The 18872-nt window shown below is 67.7% G+C and carries 16 protein-coding genes; 4 read left to right on the plus strand and 12 right to left on the minus strand.

Features of this window, described 5'->3' with window-relative positions:
- Window positions 1-10: 10 nt before the first annotated feature.
- From DES44_RS21045 to DES44_RS21055, 3 genes are all read right to left on the minus strand, one after another.
- Window positions 11-991 carry a polysaccharide deacetylase family protein gene (locus tag DES44_RS21045; RefSeq protein ID WP_310732378.1) on the minus strand — a complete coding sequence of 327 codons (981 nt, stop codon included), beginning with the start codon at window positions 989-991 and terminating at the stop codon, window positions 11-13.
- Between the two features lie 25 nt (window positions 992-1016).
- A complete protein-coding gene (locus tag DES44_RS21050) occupies window positions 1017-2204 on the minus strand; it encodes a YncE family protein (protein WP_116001838.1) in 1188 nt (395 codons plus the stop codon).
- Between the two features lie 416 nt (window positions 2205-2620).
- Window positions 2621-3433 (minus strand): TIGR00266 family protein, encoded by an 813-nt coding sequence (locus DES44_RS21055; RefSeq protein ID WP_058934226.1) that lies wholly within the window; start codon window positions 3431-3433, stop codon window positions 2621-2623.
- A 161-nt stretch (window positions 3434-3594) separates the two neighbouring features.
- Between DES44_RS21055 and DES44_RS25170 the strand changes: the two genes are divergently transcribed.
- Window positions 3595-4563, plus strand: coding sequence for an IclR family transcriptional regulator domain-containing protein (locus tag DES44_RS25170; RefSeq protein ID WP_083525404.1), 969 nt, complete (start codon window positions 3595-3597; stop codon window positions 4561-4563).
- Window positions 4564-4597: 34 nt separating this feature from the next.
- Here DES44_RS25170 and phbB read toward each other — a convergent pair whose 3' ends face one another.
- The 3 genes from phbB to phaC form a co-directional block, all read right to left on the minus strand.
- Window positions 4598-5335, minus strand: a complete 738-nt coding sequence (phbB, locus tag DES44_RS21065; protein WP_058934224.1) for an acetoacetyl-CoA reductase — start codon at window positions 5333-5335, stop codon at window positions 4598-4600.
- Window positions 5336-5510: 175 nt separating this feature from the next.
- Window positions 5511-6698: an acetyl-CoA C-acetyltransferase gene (locus tag DES44_RS21070; protein WP_058934223.1), complete on the minus strand. Its 1188-nt coding sequence runs from the start codon at window positions 6696-6698 to the stop codon at window positions 5511-5513.
- Window positions 6699-6781: 83 nt separating this feature from the next.
- The gene (phaC, locus tag DES44_RS21075) at window positions 6782-8419 is read right to left on the minus strand and encodes a class I poly(R)-hydroxyalkanoic acid synthase (RefSeq protein WP_058937255.1); all 1638 of its coding nucleotides are present in this window, start codon (window positions 8417-8419) and stop codon (window positions 6782-6784) included.
- A gap of 283 nt (window positions 8420-8702) precedes the next feature.
- Between phaC and DES44_RS21080 the strand changes: the two genes are divergently transcribed.
- On the plus strand, window positions 8703-9002 hold the full coding sequence (locus DES44_RS21080) for a hypothetical protein (protein ID WP_058934222.1): 300 nt from the start codon (window positions 8703-8705) through the stop codon (window positions 9000-9002).
- Window positions 9003-9009: 7 nt separating this feature from the next.
- On the opposite strand, the gene pgeF is transcribed toward DES44_RS21080, so the two are convergent.
- Window positions 9010-9729 carry a peptidoglycan editing factor PgeF gene (pgeF, locus tag DES44_RS21085; protein WP_058934221.1) on the minus strand — a complete coding sequence of 240 codons (720 nt, stop codon included), beginning with the start codon at window positions 9727-9729 and terminating at the stop codon, window positions 9010-9012.
- A gap of 96 nt (window positions 9730-9825) precedes the next feature.
- Between pgeF and DES44_RS21090 the strand changes: the two genes are divergently transcribed.
- Window positions 9826-10374: an NUDIX hydrolase gene (locus DES44_RS21090; RefSeq protein WP_058937254.1), complete on the plus strand. Its 549-nt coding sequence runs from the start codon at window positions 9826-9828 to the stop codon at window positions 10372-10374.
- A 71-nt stretch (window positions 10375-10445) separates the two neighbouring features.
- Here the strand turns inward: DES44_RS21090 and DES44_RS21095 are convergent, their stop codons facing one another.
- Entirely contained in the window at window positions 10446-12374 is a 1929-nt protein-coding gene (locus tag DES44_RS21095; RefSeq protein WP_058934220.1) for a bifunctional diguanylate cyclase/phosphodiesterase, read from the minus strand.
- Between the two features lie 64 nt (window positions 12375-12438).
- Window positions 12439-13149, minus strand: coding sequence for a transglutaminase-like cysteine peptidase (locus DES44_RS21100; protein WP_083525402.1), 711 nt, complete (start codon window positions 13147-13149; stop codon window positions 12439-12441).
- Window positions 13150-13281: 132 nt separating this feature from the next.
- On the opposite strand from DES44_RS21100, the gene DES44_RS21105 reads away from it, so the two are divergent.
- The gene (locus tag DES44_RS21105; protein WP_058934219.1) at window positions 13282-14151 is read left to right on the plus strand and encodes an HDOD domain-containing protein; all 870 of its coding nucleotides are present in this window, start codon (window positions 13282-13284) and stop codon (window positions 14149-14151) included.
- A gap of 33 nt (window positions 14152-14184) precedes the next feature.
- Here DES44_RS21105 and DES44_RS21110 read toward each other — a convergent pair whose 3' ends face one another.
- The 3 genes from DES44_RS21110 to aceF form a co-directional block, all read right to left on the minus strand.
- Entirely contained in the window at window positions 14185-15099 is a 915-nt protein-coding gene (locus DES44_RS21110) for a delta(1)-pyrroline-2-carboxylate reductase family protein (protein WP_170156718.1), read from the minus strand.
- Between the two features lie 131 nt (window positions 15100-15230).
- The gene (lpdA, locus tag DES44_RS21115; protein WP_058934218.1) at window positions 15231-17087 is read right to left on the minus strand and encodes a dihydrolipoyl dehydrogenase; all 1857 of its coding nucleotides are present in this window, start codon (window positions 17085-17087) and stop codon (window positions 15231-15233) included.
- A 13-nt stretch (window positions 17088-17100) separates the two neighbouring features.
- Window positions 17101-18810: a dihydrolipoyllysine-residue acetyltransferase gene (gene aceF / locus DES44_RS21120; protein WP_058934217.1), complete on the minus strand. Its 1710-nt coding sequence runs from the start codon at window positions 18808-18810 to the stop codon at window positions 17101-17103.
- Window positions 18811-18872: the final 62 nt, after the last annotated feature.

The raw sequence follows: 18872 nt of genomic DNA on the forward strand, positions 1-18872 counted from the left end.
TGCGGGTCGATCAATTCATCCGGCGCGGCCGGACCATGGCGAGGGATTCCGGCGGTCGCCGCATCCACGCAGCATAGTCGGGATGATCGCGCAGCGGTGCGAAGCACATGCCGCGGTCCTTCAGGCCCTGCATCAGCGGCTCCAGCACGGCCGGCGCCCACGGGTCCTGGCGGGACCAGATGCCCAGGTGGGCCATCAGGATGTCGCCGGGCTTGATGCGGCGCAGCGCCTGTTCCAGCAAGGCATGATTGGGAAAGCGGTCGCTGGGCAATTCATCGCCCAGGAAGCCGGCTGGCTGGGCCCAGCCCACATGCCGGAAGCCGCAGACACGGGCCGCGGCCAGCAGGGCCGCCGAGGTGCGTCCCGCGGGTGCGCGGAAGATCATGGACATCGGCCGGCCGGTCATTTCCGCGAAACGGCGGGCGGGCTGGCGCAGCTCGTCGCAGTAGTCGGCGGCGGACATCTCGACGATCTGCGGCACCTGTTCACCGGCGGCACGGCGGAAGCGGAAACGGCCGTCAGGCAGGTCCGCCACCCACGCATCGTGATACCAGGTGTGCGAGCCGAAATCATGGCCCTGCTCCGCCAGCGCCTTCCACCACGGCGCCCACTTGTCGTCCAGCGTCTGGCCACCGTCCTTGGTCGGCTCCTGCGCCAGGAAGAAGGTGGCCTTGGCATCGAAGCGCTTGAGCGTGTCCACGATCAGCGGGGCCACGCCCATGTGGCCGGTGTCGAAGGTCAGGTAGACCGGTTTGTCGCAAGGCGGGGTGGGTGCGGCGGGCTGGGCATGCAGTCCAGGCGCCAGCAGGGCCGTGCCCAGCAGCGACAGCAGCAGACGACGCGGCAGGCTGCGCAGCCGACCGACCGGCGCGCAGCGCAGGTCGCCGGACGAGCGACCGACCGGCGCGCAGCGCGGGTCGCCGGACGAGCGACCGACCGTGGCGCGGCCCGCCGCATCCATGGCGGCACCCGGCTCGGCCCCTCGAGTCATCACATCGCTCACAGCCACCTCAGTCTCACTGACGCGGCATCTGGTCCAGCGTCCAGACCCCGTGCGGCGACTTGCCCACCTTCACCTGCGTGGTGATCTGCTTGGTCTGCAGGTCCACCACGGTGAGCTTGCGGGCCCAGCGGGAGGTCACCAGCAGCGTGCGGCCATCGGGCAGGATTTCCATGTCGTCCGGGCCGCCCGGCACCTTCAGCACGTCCACCACCGACAGGCTGTCCAGCGCGATCTTGCTGATGGTGTTGGCGGCGCGGTTGCTCACCAGCACATGGCGGCGGTCCCCCAGCGCGCGGAAGGAGTGGGCCCCGTCGCCGGTGTCGATGCGCTTGACCAGGCGCGGCTGCGGCAGGCCTCCCACCTCATACACCTCCACATAGTGGTCGCCGGTCAGGGCCACCAGCAGGTATTTGTCGTCGGGGGTCAGGTAGACGTCGGCCGGCAGCTTGCCCACCGGCACCTTCCAGCGCACCGCCAGGGTGTTCAGGTCGATCGCCATGATCTCGCTGCTGTCCTGCATGCTGGCGTAGACCACGGTGCTTTTGGTGTCGATGGACAGGTGGCTGGGGGTCTTGGGCGCGGAGAAGCGCTTGGTCAGCACCAGCGGCTGCGCCTGGTTCTGGGGCTGCCACTTATAGAGGTCCACATGGTCCAGCCGGTTGCCGGCCAGCACCAGCCACTTCATGTCCGGCGAGAAGCGCAGGTGATAGGGGTCGGAAATGCCGTGGATGGTGCGCTGCACCTCGGCGGTGACCGGGTCCAGGAAGGTCAGCGAATCCCCCAGCGCATTGGCCACGACCATGGTCTTGCGGTCCGGCGTCAGGTAGAGGTGATGCGGCTCCTTGCCGGTGGGAATGCGCTTGACCTCGCGGAAGGTGCGGGGGTCGATGACGCTCACGTCCGCATCCAGCGAGTTCAGCACGAAGATGGGGCTGGTGGCGACCTTGGGCGCGGTCGATGCGCCGCCGTTGGCCGTGGCCGCGCTGGCAGCGGCTGTTGCGGCTGTTGCGGCTGTGGCGGTGGTTGCGGCCGGTGCCGCCGTCGGGGCCGCCGCATGCGCCGCCTGGGCGTGATGCGCGCCATGGGCGGCCTGCGCGGTGCGTCGGGCTTGGGCCGGTTGGGCCGTCAGGAGGCTGCCGGCAAGGGCTGTGGCAGTGAGAACCAGGGCCGCGGCGACGGGCCGCGCGGACAAGAACAGCATCAGGAATCCTCAAGGGAGCTCAAGGAGCTCAACAGAGCCAGGGATCGGCAAAGGTTGCCGCCAAATTTGGACATCAGCCGAACTTGGGCACCCGCCGAACAGCGCACCTTGCGCAACTATCCGCCCCTTGACTGAGGGCGACCTGAAAAAAAGCAAAGGCAGCGCATGCGCTGCCTCAAGTGTAGGCGGGATGACTCACGCCACCGCCGGGAACAGGCCGGTCCACGCCCGCCAGATGCGGGGATGGCGGCATTCGCACAGGCGTGCAGGGCCTGCGGAGACCGCCGCTGGCCACCCCGCGAAGTGCCCGCAAAGTGCCCGCGAAGTGCCCGCGAAGTGTCCGCAAAGTGCCCGCAAAGTGCCTGGAAAGGGCCTGCAATGGGCTTGCGGAGCCCCGGAAGTCCGATGCTGCGGGCTTATTCGTCGTCGCCGCCCAGCAGGCCGCCGAGCAGTCCCCCGGTGGCAAAACCGCCCAGCACCGAGCCCTCTTCCCGCGAGCCGCCGCGCTGCGGAGCAGCCGCGAAAACACGGGACGCCAGGCGCGAGAACGGCAGGCTCTGCAGCCAGACTTCGCCTGGACCGGTGAGCTTGGCCAGGAACAGACCCTCGCCGCCGAACAGGGCGGTCTTGATTTTGCCCACGTACTGAATCTCGAAACTGACGTTGGGGGTGTAGGCCACCACGCAGCCGGTATCCACCAGCAGGGTCTGACCCGGCTGGAGGGAGCGACGAACCACCGTTCCGCCGGCATGCACGAAGGCCAGCCCGTCCCCATCGAGCTTCTGCATGATGAAACCTTCACCACCGAAGAAGCCGGTCGACAGCCGCTGCTGTATTGCGATCCCCAGGGACACCCCGCGGGCCGCGCACAGGAAGGCGTCCTTCTGGCAGATCAGCGTGCCGCCGAGCTGGCGCAGGTCCATGGGCAGGATCTTGCCCGGGTACGGCGCCGCGAAGGCGACCCGCTGTTTGCCCTGAGCCTGATTGGTGTAGATCGTGGTGAACAGCGATTCCCCGGTGACCAGGCGCTTGCCAGCGCCCAGCAGCTTGCCGAAGAAGCCGCCCTGGTTGGCGGACCCGTCCCCAAAGACGGTGTCCATGCTGATCCCGGCGTCCATGAACATCATGGAACCGGCTTCGCCGATGGCTGCTTCGCCGGGGTCGAGCTCGACCTCCACGAATTGCATCTCCGCACCCTTGATTTCGTAGTCCACCACATCCATCGCCATTTGATTCACCTTCTGACTGAAACTGCGTTGATACTGGGTCCGGGCCCCCTGCCCCTGCCGCTGCCCTCCCGCTGCGGCGGAGGCAGACCAGGACATGGGGACCCGATCGGCCGGGATATTAACGTTTCGCCCACCTTTCAATCACCTGGGATATGACGCCTATGCCTAGCGAAGAACTCGATCCCTCGCTCAAGCCCGGGGACAGTTACGTGCAGTCTTTTGCACGCGGCCTGTCCGTCATCCGCGCCTTCGGGGCCGATGCCCCCCGCCAGACCCTGACCGAAGTGGCCAAGCGCTGCGGCCTGACCCGCGCCGGCGCCCGGCGCATCCTGCTCACGCTGCAGACGCTGGGGTATGTCCGCGCCGAGGGACGGCTGTTCGAACTCACGCCCAAGATCCTGGACCTGGGCTTCGCCTACCTCTCGTCGCAGCCGCTGTGGCAGTTCGCCGAGCCGCAGATGCTGCAGCTCACCGGCGAGTTGAAGGAGTCCTGCTCCATCGCCGTGCTGGACGCGCAGGACATCGTTTTTGTGATGCGCACCCCCACCCGCAAGATCTTCAATGAAGCACTGGGCGTGGGCAGCCGGCTGCCCGCCTGGGCCACCGCCATGGGCCGGGTGCTGCTGTCGGCGCTGCCACCGGAAGAGCTGGAAGCGCGCCTGCCCGCAGGACTGCTGGCAGCGGGCCAGACGGCGGCGGCTTCGGCAAACCCGGCGGGAATGGATGGCTTTTCCGCACCGGTTGGGGCGTCAGCTTCCTCGTCAGCGACTGCGTCTACCGCTCCGGGCTCGTTCCCCTCGTCGTTCCCTGCGACACCATCCGGTGCCCTGGACAGCCCGGGGGCTTCTGGCGCCGGCGGGGGCTCCGACTCGGTCCGCAGCCTGGAGGAACTGCGCCGCTCGCTGGAGCAGGTGCGCCAGCAGGGCTGGTGCCTGCTGGACCGGGAGCTCGAGGAAGGGCTGGCCACGCTGGCCGTGCCCATCCACGGCCGCCAGGGCCGGGTGATCGCCGCCATCGCCCTGCATGCGCAGACCAGCCGCACCTCGCCTCAGCTGCTGCTGGAGCAAGGGCTGCCCAAGCTGCAGGAAACCGCGCAAGGGCTGTCGCGGCTCCTGCAGATCAAGGGCTGACGGCCCGTCCTCAGCCCATGGGTCAGCGCATGGGTCAGCCCATGTGCAGGCCACCGTTGCAGCTGAAGTCAGCGCCGGTGGTGAAGCCGGACTGATCGCTGGCCAGCCAGCCAACGATCGAGGCGATCTCCCGCGGTTCCCCCAGTCGCTTGACGGGGATCTGCGCCACGATCTTCTCCAGCACGTCGGGCCGCACGGCCTTGACCATGTCGGTGCCGATGTAGCCGGGGCTGACGGTGTTCACCGTCACGCCCTTGGCTGCCAGCTCCTGCGCCAGCGCCATGGTGAAGCCGTGCATGCCGGCCTTGGCCGCCGAATAGTTGGTCTGGCCGATCTGCCCCTTCTCGCCGTTGACTGACGAGATGTTGATGATGCGGCCCCATCCCTTGTCCACCATGCCCGGCACCACCTGCTTGGTGACGTTGAACATGCTGTTGAGGTTGGTGTCGATCACCGCGTCCCAATCCTCGCGGGTCATCTTGAGGAACATGCGGTCCTTGGTGATGCCGGCGTTGTTGACCAGCACGTCCACCGCGCCGTGTTCGGCGATGGCCTTCTCGAAGGCCATCACGGTGGACTCCCAGTTCGCCACATTGCCGACCGAGGCGTAGAACTTGTAGCCCAGCGCCTCCTGCTCGCCCAGCCATTTGGCGTGGTCGCGGCTGGGCCCGCAGCCCGCAATGACCTTGAAGCCGTCATCGGCCAGCTTCTGGCAGATGGAGGTTCCGATGCCGCCCATGCCCCCTGTCACGTATGCCACTTTCTGACTCATTTGATTGCCTCCTGTTGTGGGCTCCCCGACGCGCGCCTCGGCGGGAAAGCTGACTGATCGCTCATCGACGCGCGAAATACTCTGAATCCCGATGTCCGGCCCTGTGCTGGGCCTTCTTGAATGCTCCGTGGTGGACGCTCTCCAGCGCCCACCCTCAACGGTCAACGGTCAACGGTCAACGCTCGACGCACAGCGCCACGCCCATGCCGCCACCGATGCACAGGCTGGCGATGCCCTTCTTCGCATCGCGCTTGATCATCTCGTGCAGCAGGGTGACCAGGATGCGGGCACCGGAAGCACCGATCGGATGGCCCAGTGCAATGGCGCCCCCATTCACATTGACCTTGCTGGTGTCCCAGCCCATCTGCTGATGCACCGCGCAGGCCTGGGCCGCGAAGGCTTCATTGATCTCCAGCAGGTCCAGGTCCTTGGCCTGCCAGCCGGCGCGGTCCAACGCCTTGCGGGAGGCGGGCACCGGGCCCATGCCCATGGTGGCCGGGTCCACGCCCGCGCTGGCGTAGGAGGCGATGCGGGCCAGCGGCTCCAGGTTCAGTGCACGGGCCTTGGCGGCGCTCATCACCAGCAGGCCGGCGGCGCCGTCGTTCAAGCCGGAGGCATTGCCCGCCGTCACCGAGCCGGCCTTGTCGAAGGCGGGACGCAGCCCGGCCAGCGCTTCGGCATTGGTCTTGCGGTTGATGAATTCGTCGGCGGCAAAGACCACCGGGTCGCCCTTTTTCTGGGGAATGGTCACCGGCACGATCTCGGCCACGAAACGGCCGGCGTCCTGGGCCGCCGCCGCCTTCTGCTGGCTGGCCAGGGCCAGCTCGTCCTGCTGGCTGCGGCTGATGTGATATTCCTTGGCCACGTTCTCGGCCGTGATGCCCATGTGGTACTGGTTGTAGACGTCCCAGAGACCGTCAGTGATCATCGTGTCCACCAGCTTCCAGTCGCCCATGCGCTGGCCGTCGCGGGAGCCGGGCAGCACATGCGGGGACAGGCTCATGCTCTCCTGGCCGCCGGCGATGATGATGTCCGAGTCGCCATCGCGGATGGCCTGCGCGGCCAGCATCACGGCCTTGAGGCCGGAGCCGCAGACCTTGTTGATGGTCATGGCCGGCACCGTCACCGGCAGGCCGGACTTGATGACCGCCTGACGGGCCGGGTTCTGGCCGGTGCCCGCCTGCAGCACCTGGCCCAGGATCACTTCCTGGATCTGATCCGGCTGCAGGCCGCTGCGGCGCAGCAGGTCCTGGATGACCAGCGCGCCCAGCTCGCTGGCCGGGATCTTGGCCAGCGACCCGCCGAATTTGCCGATGGGCGTGCGGGCCGCCGCGACGATGACGATGTCCTGTGCTGTGCTCATGTCTCTCTCCTGGGTTGGAAGGCTGCTGAAGGCTGCGGAAGTCTGGGACGGCTAAAAAGGCCGGTGAAGGCGATGCAGAGGGATCACGCGCGCTCCTTCACATAACGGCCCGGCGCCGGTTCGATCGCCTGATAAGGGCCGCGTCCATAGGACCGGGGTGCGGCCTTGAGGGCCCCGGCCTGCGCCGCCAGCCAGTCGGACCAGTCTGGCCACCAACTGCCGGCATGCTCGGTAGCCGACGCCAGCCACTGCTGCGGCTGGGCCGGCAGCGCGGTGCCCTTGCCGATCCAGTGGCTGCGCTTTTTCTTGGCCGGCGGATTGATCACGCCGGCGATATGCCCGGAAGCGCCCAGCACAAATCGCTTCTTGCCTTTGAAGATCTGCGTGCTGCGATAGGCCGCTTCCCACGGGACGATGTGGTCTTCCCGCGAGCCGTAGATGTAGACGGGCGCACGGATCAGGCCCAGGTCCAGCGCTTCCCCGGCCACCGTCAGCCGGCCCGGCAGCTTGAGCTCGTTTTGCAGGTAGGTGTGGCGCAGGTACCAGCAGTACATCGGGCCCGGCAGGTTGGTGGCGTCGCTGTTCCAGTAGAGCAGGTCGAAGGGCGGCGGCGGCTCGCCCTTGAGGTAGTTGCCCACCACATAGTTCCACACCAGGTCGTTGGGCCGCAGCATGCTGAAGGTGCTGGCCAGTTGCTGGCCGTGCAGCAGCCCCGGTCCGTTGGGCGCCTGCGCGCCGATGGTGAGCTCCCGCATCTGGACCGAGGCCTCATCCACGAAAAGGTCCAGCACGCCGTTGTTCTCGAAGTCGATCAGCGTCGTCAGCAGCGTGACGCTGGCGGCGGGATGCTCGCCGCGTGCGGCCAGCACCGCCAGGGCGGTGGCCAGCAAAGTGCCGCCCACGCAGAAGCCCAGCGTGTTGATCGTCTTGCTGCCGCTGATGGCCTGCACCACCGCAATCGCCTGAATGGTGGCCTGCTCGATGTAGTCGTCCCAGGTCCAGTGCACGCAGCTCGCATCCGGATTGCGCCAGCTCACCACGAAGGTGCGGTGGCCCTGCGAGACCGCATGGCGGATCAGCGAGTTCTCCGGCTGAAGGTCCAGGATGTAGTACTTGTTGATGCAGGGCGGCACCATCAGGAGCGGGCGCTCATACACCTCGGCCGTCAGCGGCTTGTATTCCAGCAGCTGGAAGAACTCGTTCTCGAACACCACCTGCCCTTCGGTGGTGGCCACATTGCGTCCGACCTCGAATGCGCTTTCGTCCGTCTGGGACACGTGGCCGCGCTGCAGGTCGGCCAGCAGTTGCTGCATGCCGCGGGCGATGCTTTCCCCCTGCGTGTTCAGCGCTCGCTGCTGGGCTTCCGGATTGAAGGCAAGGAAGTTGCTCGGCGAGGAGGCCTCGATGAATTGCTGCACCGCAAAACGCAAGCGGGCGCGGGTCTTGTCGTCACCGCCGACCTGCTCGGCCATGCGCTGCAGCATGCGGGCATTGAGCAGATAGAGCTCGGCGCTGAAGTGGGACAGTCGGTTGCTGTTCCAGGACGCGTCGGTGAAGCGCTTGTCCTGCAACGGGGCCAGGTCCTCGGCGCGTCCGTCATGCGGGGCATGCAGGGCACGGTTCCACAGCTCACCGGCCTGGCTGAGGTACTCCTGCTGGAGCTGCTGCCAGGCATCGGTGGGAATCTGCAGGGACTGGATCTGCTGCAGGGTGTCGCCCATCTGGCGGGTCATGCCGCTCACAGCGTCGGCCATCTGGGTGGCCAGATGCTGGAAGCTCGAGAAATCAGGCAGGCCCGGGGTACCGGCAGCATGCGTATCGCTCATACGTCTCCTCGTTCAGAACCGAGCAAGAAGCTTGCCACAGCAAGCGCGCCTCACCACAGGCCAAGCTTCGCATATGCTCAATGGCTTTTTAGCCTATTGAGCTTACCGCTGTGTGATGCTCTTTCACCAGCGCCTGTCCGGCGATCCGGACACCCACATGCTTCTTCTTTGATCTCGCATGGTCCTTGTTGCGCTCGCCTGGATGTATGTCGTACTCATGATGGCTGCGGCCGAAGCGATGAGCCCCCAAGGCACGCTGCTGGGCGCCGCATTCACCTTCATGATGTACGGCGTTTTGCCGCTGTCCATCGTGCTGTATGTGATGGGCACGCCGGCGCGGCGCAAGGCGCGGCGGCGGGCGGAGGAAGCGCAGGCGCTTGCCGATGCGCCGGTGGATGGGTCGGTCGATGCGCCGGTGGACGGCCAAGCTGGTGGCGAAGTGCAGAAGCGGCAACCGCACCAGCCACCGCCGCCCTGAGCGTCTCTTACAGGCGGCGGATCACAGCCGCCATCCGTCCGCCCGCGTGACCCTGGCTTTGCTCCCACCGATAGGAGAAAAAGCGGGAGGGCTCGCTGTACGTGCACCAGTGCCCGCCGTGGATTTCGGTCAGGCCCAGGGCCTGAAGGCGCTGCCGGGCGAGGCCCACCAGGTCGGCGCGCCAGCGCGGCTCGCCGGCCGCATTGGGCTGGAAGCGGAAATGCAGCTGGTCTTCCTGCTTGGGAGTCACCCCGAAGGCCTGCAGCACATCGGCCCCGACCTCGAACACGGACGGCCCGATGCAGGGCCCCATCCAGGCCTGCACGGCGCCGGGCTCGCTGCCGGTGGCCTCGCACAGGGCCAGCACGGTGTTCTCCAGCACGCCGCCGGACAGACCGCGCCAGCCGGCATGCGCCGCCCCCACGCCGCCCGGCGCGGCGAACAGCACCGGCATGCAGTCGGCCGCCATCACCGCACAGGCCAGCGCGGGATCCAGGCTGATGCTGGCATCGGCCTGCTCCGGCTCGATGCCGGGCACCGCATGCGCAGCCGTCAGACGGATCACCCGCGTGCCATGCATCTGCTTGAGAAACACCGGCGTCGCGCCGATCGCTTCGCCCACCCGGCGCCGGTTCTCGGCCACCGCCGCAGGATCGTCTCCCACCGAACGGCCCAGGTTCAGGCTGCTGTAGCCGCCCTGGCTGACGCCACCCTGGCGGGTGGTCATGAAAGCCTGTGTCCCCGTCGCGCTCCACGAAGGGAGCAACCAATCATGAAGTTCCATGCGGCCATGATGCCATGCGTGTCCCGCTACACTGGCCGCATGTTCCAAACCCGGCGCTTCCAGCATTGCCCGGTCTGCGGCGGGCAGATCGAATACCGCATTCCTGCGGACGACAACCGTGAGCGGGCCACCTGTACCGTCTGCGGCACCATCCAGTACGAGAACCCGCTGAATGTGGTGGGGACGCTGCCGGTGTGGGGCGATCAGGTGCTGCTGTGCCGCCGGGCCATCGAGCCGCGGCTGGGCAAATGGACCCTGCCGGCCGGCTTCATGGAACTGGGCGAGACGCTGGCGCAAGGCGCGCAGCGGGAGACCGACGAAGAGGCCGGTGTCCAGATCGAGATGCAGGACCTGTATTGCGTGATGAACGTGGTGCGGGTCGGCCAGGTCCACCTGTTCTACCGGGCCCGCATGCTGGCGCCGGACTGCGACCCGGGGCCGGAGACGCTGGAGGCCCGCCTGTTCCACGAGCATGAGGTGCCGTGGGACGAGCTGGCCTTCCACACCGTGCGGTATGCGCTGGAGCGGTTCTTCGAGGACCGCCGGCGCGGTCAGGGCTTCCCGCTGCACACGGCCGATATCGCCTGAGCGGGCCTCGGCCGGCCTTTCAGGGCCGAAATGCCCAGCGCCCTTTCAGGGCCGAAACGCCCCGCGCCCTTTCAGGGCTTGATGTCCTGCGCCGAAGCCCAGGGCCCGGTGATGCCGTCCAGCTCGCAGTCCCACAGCGCCTGCGCATCCAGGGCATCGGTCACGCCTTCGGCATAGACCTTCAGCGACAGGCTGCGCAGCATCACCACCAGGCTGCGGACGAAGGCGGCCCGGCCCGCGTCGCCGGAGATGCCGGAGACCACCGAGCTGTCCAGCTTCACGTAGTCCAGCCCGGCCTGGAAGAGCTTGTCGATCTGCGCCAGACCCGCGCCCGCATGCTCCAGGCCGAGTTGCACGCCCAGCGGGCGCAACTGGCGGCCCAGCTCCTGCAGCACCTCGAAGTGCTGCACGGCCGCCGGCTCGGCCAGTTCCAGACCAATCGACCGGCGCACCGACGCGGGCGCCGACTGCACCAGTTCGCGGGCCCGCGCAATGAAGCTGCCGTCATTCAGCGAGGACGGCGCCACATTGACGCAGCGGGCGCGCTGGTCCTGCTGGATGGCCGCCAGTGCCAGGGCCAGCGCCTGCAGGTCGGCCTCGGCGCTGAGACGATGGCGCAGCGCCAGCGGCAGCCAGCGGGCGGCCGGCTCGAATTCGCCCAGCGGGTTGAGCTTGAGCTGCAGCGGGCATTCCAGGTGCAGCACCTGGCGCTCGCGGCCGATCAGCGGGAATTCCAGCAGACGGCTGCGCTGATGCACCAGCGCATCGGAGATCAGCGCCCGCCAGGCGCGCTCGCCCTGGGCCACTTCCTCGGAAGGCGGGGCCTGGCGCAGCTCCAGCACCACGCCCTCGCCCTGCTCGGCCTGGGCCAGGGCCGCATCGGCGGCGGCGAACCAGGCGCTCATCGGCTGGTCACGCGGCAGTTCCACCGCACCCAGCGCCACGCCGATGCCGGGATCCACACCTTGCAGGCCCGCCCGCAGTGCATCGGCCAGCGCATTGGCCGTGTCACCCACCACCTTGGGGGCGGGCAGCCACAGCGCAAAGTCCGACCCATTCAGGCGCCCGGCCAGGCAGCCCCGCACCTGCTCCGGATACACCCGCAGGGCCTGCGCCATGGCCAGCAGGGCCTGGTCGGTCCCACCGTGACCCAGACGCTGGTTGAGCCCCTGCAAATCCTTCAGCCGCAGCAGCACCAGGCCGGCGCGCAGCGGACCATCGTCCCGCTCCAGCGCGGAGCTGAGTTCAGCCACGAACTGACGACGGTGCGACAGCCCGGTCAGCTCGTCACACAGCAGCTGATGGTGCAGCGTGCGCAGCTGTTCGGCCTGGGCCTCGAACATCTGGCGGGTGCGCACCACCATCGCATTCATCGCGCGGGTGAGCTTGCGCATTTCCGGCACGCGCGGCTCCATCACGGTCTCGAAGCGACCTTCGGTCACGCCCTCGGCCTGGCGCACGGCGGTGTCCACCGGACGGCGCAGGCGGGCCAGCACCAGGGCCGCCGCCACGCCGGTGACCCCACCCACCAGCAGCAGCCACAGGGTGGAGCGCACCGTGGCCTTCCACAGGGCCTCATGCACATAGCCGGTCTGGCCGCGGACTTCCACTTCGCCCACCGCTCGCCAGCCGTCGGACACCTTGGCCTGGCCCGGCGCCACATTCAGCGGCAGCAAGGCCACGAACCAGGCAGGCGCGCTGGTGGGCCGGGTGTTGTCCTGATGGCGCTCGAAGACGGCCTTGCCCTGGCCATTGCGCCAGCGCACGCTGTCATAGGCGCCGGCATCGAACTGCGCCGAGATCAGCAGCGACATGAGTTCCACGTCGCCCTTCTGCTGGGACAGGGCCAGCGCCAGCGCATTGGCGTTGTCGTTGTTCTTGAGCTGGGCCTGGGTCTGCAGCAGCTCGCGCAGGGACCAGGTGCTCACGGCCACGCCGCCCAGCACGGACGCCAGCACCGCGCCCAGCACCAGGCACCAGATTTGTCGGATCAGGGACATGGGCTGGATTCTCCCCTGTCCAGGACGGCTTTTTTCTGCGGTCTTCCCTGCTGTCTTGTCATCATCAGAACCCCTCCTCCTTGGCCTTGGCCAGCAAATCCCGCCACAACGACAGCCGCACCAGCGGATTGCCCGCGGTGGTGCCGCCCACGCCGGTCCACAGACCCTCGCCGTTGAAACTGAAGACAGGGGTCAGGTCATTGCGCTGGGACGCCGCACGGATCTCCGGATTGATATTGTCCAGAATCAGTGGCTCCGATTCCGGGTCCGGGTAGTACGCCAGCACCATGTGCGCCTGGCTGCGTCCCTGGAATTGAGCCCGGACGTAGACCATGCGCAGTCGCGGCTGCGGCACGCCCGCCGCCAGAAGGCTCATGTATTTGGCGATTGCATAGTCCTCGCAATCCCCCCGGCCCTTGTCCAGCAGCTCCAGCGGCGTGGCCCAGTAGTCGATCACACCCCACACCTCCGTGTCATCCCGAAAGGCGATGCGCTGATTGAAAAAGTTGTTGACGACTGTGAGCCGCTGTCGCTCCTGGGGCAGCGCGCCGGCCCGCTGCACCATCTGGATCATGGCGCGCACCTCGTTCAAGGTGCGCGGTGATCGCGCAGCGGCGGCCGCCTCCAGCTTCTCGCGGTCCCAGCCCGGCGACGGGTCGGCCCGCAGGGGCAAGTCCGCCCAAACGCCCAGAAGCACCGCGCAGCCGAGCACCGCCAGGCCCTTGCGGGCGCGGCGGGACAGCTGACAGGCCAGCAGGCGGGTCGGATTCAACATGCGCTGCAATGTATCTGTATCAGAAGGTATCCCCGGGCGAAGAGCGACGAGGGCGGGAACAAGCGGCAATTTGCCGCAGCGCTTGTGCCGGGGGGCCGGATACCGGACGAGATAATCTGCAACACAAGCATCATGAAGACACAAGCCGTCCACCAGGAACTGGACCGCGCCCGGGCCACCGGTCCGCTGCGCCAGATCCAGATTCCCCCTTGCCCCGAACTGCTGACCCGCCTGCGGGCAGCGATGACGGCCCATCCCCATCCGGACCTGGAGGAAGTGGGCCGCATTGCCGCTGCCGACGTGGCCATGTCCGCCACGCTTTTGCGGGTGGCCAACAGTCCGCTGCATCTGGTGGCAGGCCATGTGCCTTGCACCACCGTCGGGCAGGCCATGTACCGCATCGGCCTGGACGAAAGCGCCCGGCTGATGCAGGCCTTCCTGGTGCGGCACGCGATTCCGGTCAACAGCCCGCATCTGTCGCGCTTCTGGCAGCGGTCCACCAAGCGGGCGGTCGCCATGGCGTTCATCGCCAGGCAGTTGCCCGGCATGCAGGTCGACCTGGCCTATGGCTACGGCCTGTTCTGCCATGTGGGCATGCCGGTGCTGCTGCAGAGCGTGCGCGGCTACGGCGCCACCATGGTGGAAGCCGGCGCCCGGATCGACCGGCCCTACATTGCCACCGAAAACGCCAATCACCGCACCGACCATGCGGTCGTGGGCGCACTGGTGGTGAAGGTGTGGCATCTGGCGCCGGAGCTGATGATGGCCATCCGCCTGCATCACGACTTCGACGCCCTCGGCGACGACAGCGTGGAGCCGGAAGTGCGCAGCCTGATTGCCGCGGGCGTGATTGCCGAGCACCTGATGCGCCAGCATGAAGGGCTGGACGAAGATGCGGACTGGGCGGCCAACCGCGAAGCGGCGCTGGCCTGGCTGCACCTGACGCACGAGGACCTGGAGCACTGGGACGAAACGCTGCGTCCCCTGCTCGACGAAGCCTGACGACGGCGCGCGCCGGGCGTCACCGCGGCGCCGTCATCGCTGATGCACCGCCACGCGGGCGGCGGCCAGATCCCAGCGGGCGCAGCCCACGCTCTTGAAGACGCGGGTGCGGCCGTCCTCCAGCGGCTGCTGTCCCAGCACCAGGTCCTCCAGGGAGGCCTGCGGCTGGAACAGCCCCGCCGCCATCAGGTCCCCGGCTTCGGCCTGGGCACCGACCGGGTCGTCCACCCAGACCTGGGCCTCGCGGACGAGCTCCGGTGGCAGTTCCACCATGTCCTCGCGGAAGGCGCCGACGCCGACCACCAGTGCCCCTTCGCCCACGCCCGGCCGCAGCACCGGCACACGGCTGGTGGTGGCGCAGATGATCAGGTCCCAGTCATGGCGGCTCTGCGATTCGGGCGGCAGCGGCTCCACGCCCAGCGACTCCACGAAGGCAGGCACCTGCTGGTGACCCTGCACATGAATGGTGGCCTGCGGATGCAGGGCCTGCAGCGCCTGCACATGGCTGTGGGCCTGGACCCCGCCGCCCACCACCAGCACCCGCCGCGGCACGCGACGGGCCAGATGCTTGACGGCCAGCATCGTGACGGCGGCCGTCCGGCGGGCCGTGAGCGTGGGCCCGTCCAGCACGGCCAGGCGCTGGCCGGTGCGGCTGTCCAGGGCAACGACCTCTCCGGAAATGGTGGGCAGACCCAGCGCCGCATTGAGCGGATGCACGCTGACCAGCTTGGTGATGGTCAGCGTGTCGCTCATGCAGGGCATGACCAGCAGCACGCCGTCCTGGCGCAGCGGCAGCACCTGTCGCGGCGGGCAGATCAGCCGCCCCTCGTGATGCTCGCGGCAGACCTGCGCCACTTCGTCCATCAGCAGGGCCCAGGGCAAGGCCCGGGCGGTGGCAGGACCATCGAGCATGCGAAGGCCGGGCAACTGCGTGGGGTCGGTGGTCATGGGCACAAGCATATCGAGGAGCAGCGCGTCGGCCTATGGTCACGGCCTGGGGGTTTGCGAGAAGAAAAAAAGCCCGGCCAACAGAGCCGGGCTTTCGGGGCCGTCAGGGCCATGCGCTCAGCGAGCGACCGTCATTTGCGAGCCGGCGGCACGTCGGTGCAGGACCCGTGCGCCACTTCCGCCGCCAGCCCGATGCTTTCGCCCAGGGTCGGATGCGGGTGGATGGTCTTGCCGATGTCCACCGCGTCGGCGCCCATCTCGATGGCCAGCGCGATCTCGCCGATCATGTCGCCGGCATGGGTGCCGACGATGCCGCCACCGATGATGCGATGCGTCTCTTCATCGAACAGCAGCTTGGTGAAGCCTTCATCGCGGTTGTTGGCAATGGCGCGGCCCGATGCATTCCAGGGCAGCAGGCCCTTCTTGTACTTGATGCCTCGAGCCTTGGCCTCGTCTTCGGTGATGCCCACCCAGGCCACTTCCGGATCGGTGTAGGCCACGCTGGGGATGACGCGGGCATCGAAGCGGGACTTGGCCAGGGCCTCGTCGCCGAGCAGCTCGCCGGCGATGACTTCCGCCGCCACGTGGCCTTCATGCACCGCCTTGTGCGCCAGCATCGGCTGGCCGACCAGGTCGCCGATGGCAAACACGTTGGGCACGTTGGTGCGCATCTGCACGTCCACCGGGATGAAGCCGCGGTCGGTCACCACCACACCGGCCTTGTCCGCACCGATCTTCTTGCCGTTGGGGCTGCGGCCCACGGCCTGCAGCACCAGGTCGTACACCTGCGGTTCCTTCGGCGCGCCCTCGCCTTCGAAGGTCACCTTGATGCCTTCGGGCGTGGCCTCGGCCGACACCGTCTTGGTGTTCAGCATGATGTTGTCGAAGCGCGGCGCATTCATCTTCTGCCACACCTTGACCAGGTCGCGGTCCGCGCCGGTCATCAGCGTGGGCAGCATCTCCACCACGTCCAGGCGGGCGCCCAGGGTGGAGTACACCGTGCCCATTTCCAGGCCGATGATGCCGCCGCCCACGATCAGCATGCGCTTGGGCTTGGCCGTCAGCTCAAGCGCGCCGGTCGAGTCGATCACCCGCGGGTCGTTCGGCATGAAGGGCAGGCGCACCGCCTGCGACCCTGCCGCCAGGATGATCTTCTTGAACTTCAGCGTCTGCGTCTTGCCGCTGCGCTCCTGCCCGGTGCCGCTGGTCTCCTCGACCGACAGGTGATGGGCGTCGAGCAACTGGCCGTAGCCCCGCACCACGGTGACCTTGCGCATCTTGGACATCATGTCCAGGCCCTTGGTCAGCTTGCCCACCACCTTCTGCTTGTGGGCCAGCAGCTTGGGCAGCTCCACCGTGGGTTCGGCATAGGCCACGCCCAGGTCGGCGAAATGCTTGACCTCGTCCATGACCGCCGCCACATGCAGCAGGGCCTTGGATGGGATGCAGCCGACGTTCAGGCAAACCCCGCCCAGCGTCGCATAACGCTCGACCAGGGCCACCTTCAGCCCCAGGTCCGCGGCGCGGAAAGCGGCCGAGTAGCCGCCCGGGCCGCTGCCCAGGACGATGAGGTCGAATTCGGCGTCGGCGCTGCCGGTGTAGGTGGCGGCCTGTGGGGCCGGACCTGCAGCGGGAGCAGCGGTCGGCTGGGCCGGCGCTGTGGCGGGGGCCGGTGCTGCAGCAGCCGCTGCGGGTGCGGGTGAGCCTGCGGGTGCGGGTGCGGGTGCCGCAGGCGCCGGTGCGGCAGCTGCATCACTCTCCAGCGTGACCAGCAGGTCGCCCTGGTTGATCTTGTCGCCCAGCTTGACCTTGAGCTCCTTGACCACGCCAGCGGCCGACGACGGAATCTCCATCGATGCCTTGTCGCTTTCCACCGTCACCAGGCTCTGTTCCGCCTTGATGGTGTCGCCCGGCTTGACCAGGACTTCGATGATCGCAACGTCCTTGAAATCGCCAATGTCAGGGACTTTGACTTCTACCAATGCCATAGCTGTCTCTCTTTCAGAGGACGATGCGACGGAAGTCCGCCAGCAGTTGAGCGAAGTAGACGTTGAAGCGGGCCGCGGCCGCGCCGTCGATGACGCGGTGGTCCCAGCTCAGCGACAGCGGCAGGATCAGGCGCGGCACGAACTGCTGGCCGTCCCACACCGGACGGGTCACGCTCTTGCACACCCCCATGATCGCGACTTCCGGCGCATTGATGATGGGCGTGAAGTAGGTGCCGCCGATGCCGCCCAGCGACGAGATGGAGAAGCAGCCGCCGGTCATGTCGGCCGGGGCCAGCTTGCCGTCGCGCGCCTTCTTGGCCAGCTCGGACATTTCCTGGCTGATCTGGAAGATGCCCTTCTTGTCGGCATCGCGGATCACCGGAACCACCAGCCCGTTGGGCGTGTCCGCCGCAAAGCCGATGTGGAAGTAGTTCTTCAGCACCAGTTGGGCGGTGTCGCCCGTGCCGTCCAGCGAGGCATTGAACTCGGGGAACTTCTTCAGCGCCGCGACCGTTGCCTTGATCATGAAGGCCAGCATCGTCACCTTCACGCCGGACTTCTCGTTTTCCTTGTTCAGTTGAACGCGGAAGGCTTCCAGCTCGGTGATGTCCGCATCTTCATGGTTGGTGACATGCGGAATGGTGACCCAGTTGCGGTGCAGGTTGGCGCCGCTGATCTTCTTGATGCGCGAGAGGTCCTTGCGCTCGACCGGGCCAAACTTCTCGAAGTCAACCTTGGGCCAGGGCAGCAGGCCGGGGAAGGCGCCGCCGGTGCCACCCGCGGGAGCGGCGGCCTTCTGGGCGACGGTCTGCACCGAGCCGGCCATGACGGCCTTGACGAAGCCCTGCACGTCCGATTCGGTGATCCGGCCCTTGGGACCGGAGCCCTTGACCTCTTCCAGCGGCACGCCGAGTTCACGCGCCAGCTTGCGGATGCTGGGCGAGGCGTGCGGCAACTGGCCCTTGGGCGCAGTGGGTTCGTGCGGGGGCAGTGCGGCGGTCGGGACCTGGCGGTCGGCCGGCGCTGCCGCCTGTGCAGCAGCTGGAGCGGCCGGGGCCGGTGCGCTGGCGGTGGCTGCTGCGGGAGCAGCCGCTGCGGCGGCGGGCGCCGGAGCCGCTGCACCGCCAGTGGCTTCGATCACCGCGATGGCCGTGCCCTTGGCGACCTTGTCGCCCAGCTTGACCTTGAGCTCCTTGACCACGCCGGCATGCGAGGACGGGATCTCCATCGACGCCTTGTCGCTTTCGACGGTGATCAGGCTCTGCTCGACCTTGACGGTGTCGCCGACCTTGACCAGCACTTCGATCACGGCCACTTCGTCGAAGTCGCCGATGTCGGGGATCACGACGGTGACGGGACCGGCGGATGCGGGGGCGGACGCAGCCGGTGCGGCAGCAGGCGCGGGTGCGGCGGCAGCGGCCGGTGCCGGCGCTGCTGCAGCGGGGGCTGCTGCGGGAGCGGGAGCGGGTGCGGCGGCACCAGCGTCCGCTGCTTCCAGCACCAGGATCACGGCGCCTTCAGCGACCTTGTCGCCGAGCTTGACCTTGAGTTCCTTGACCACGCCGGCATGCGAGGAGGGAATCTCCATCGATGCCTTGTCACTTTCCACCGTGATCAGGCTCTGCTCTGCCTTCACCGTGTCGCCGGGCTTGACCAGCAGTTCGATGATCGCGACTTCAGAGAAGTCGCCGATATCGGGAACCTTGACCTCAACCAATGCCATGGGGATGTCTCCGGGAAATGTCGATTGCTGTGCGGGATGGCCCCTGCGGCCTGTGGGCCGGA

This window comes from Roseateles depolymerans (assembly GCF_003387155.1).
Lineage (GTDB): Bacteria > Pseudomonadota > Gammaproteobacteria > Burkholderiales > Burkholderiaceae_C > Roseateles > Roseateles depolymerans.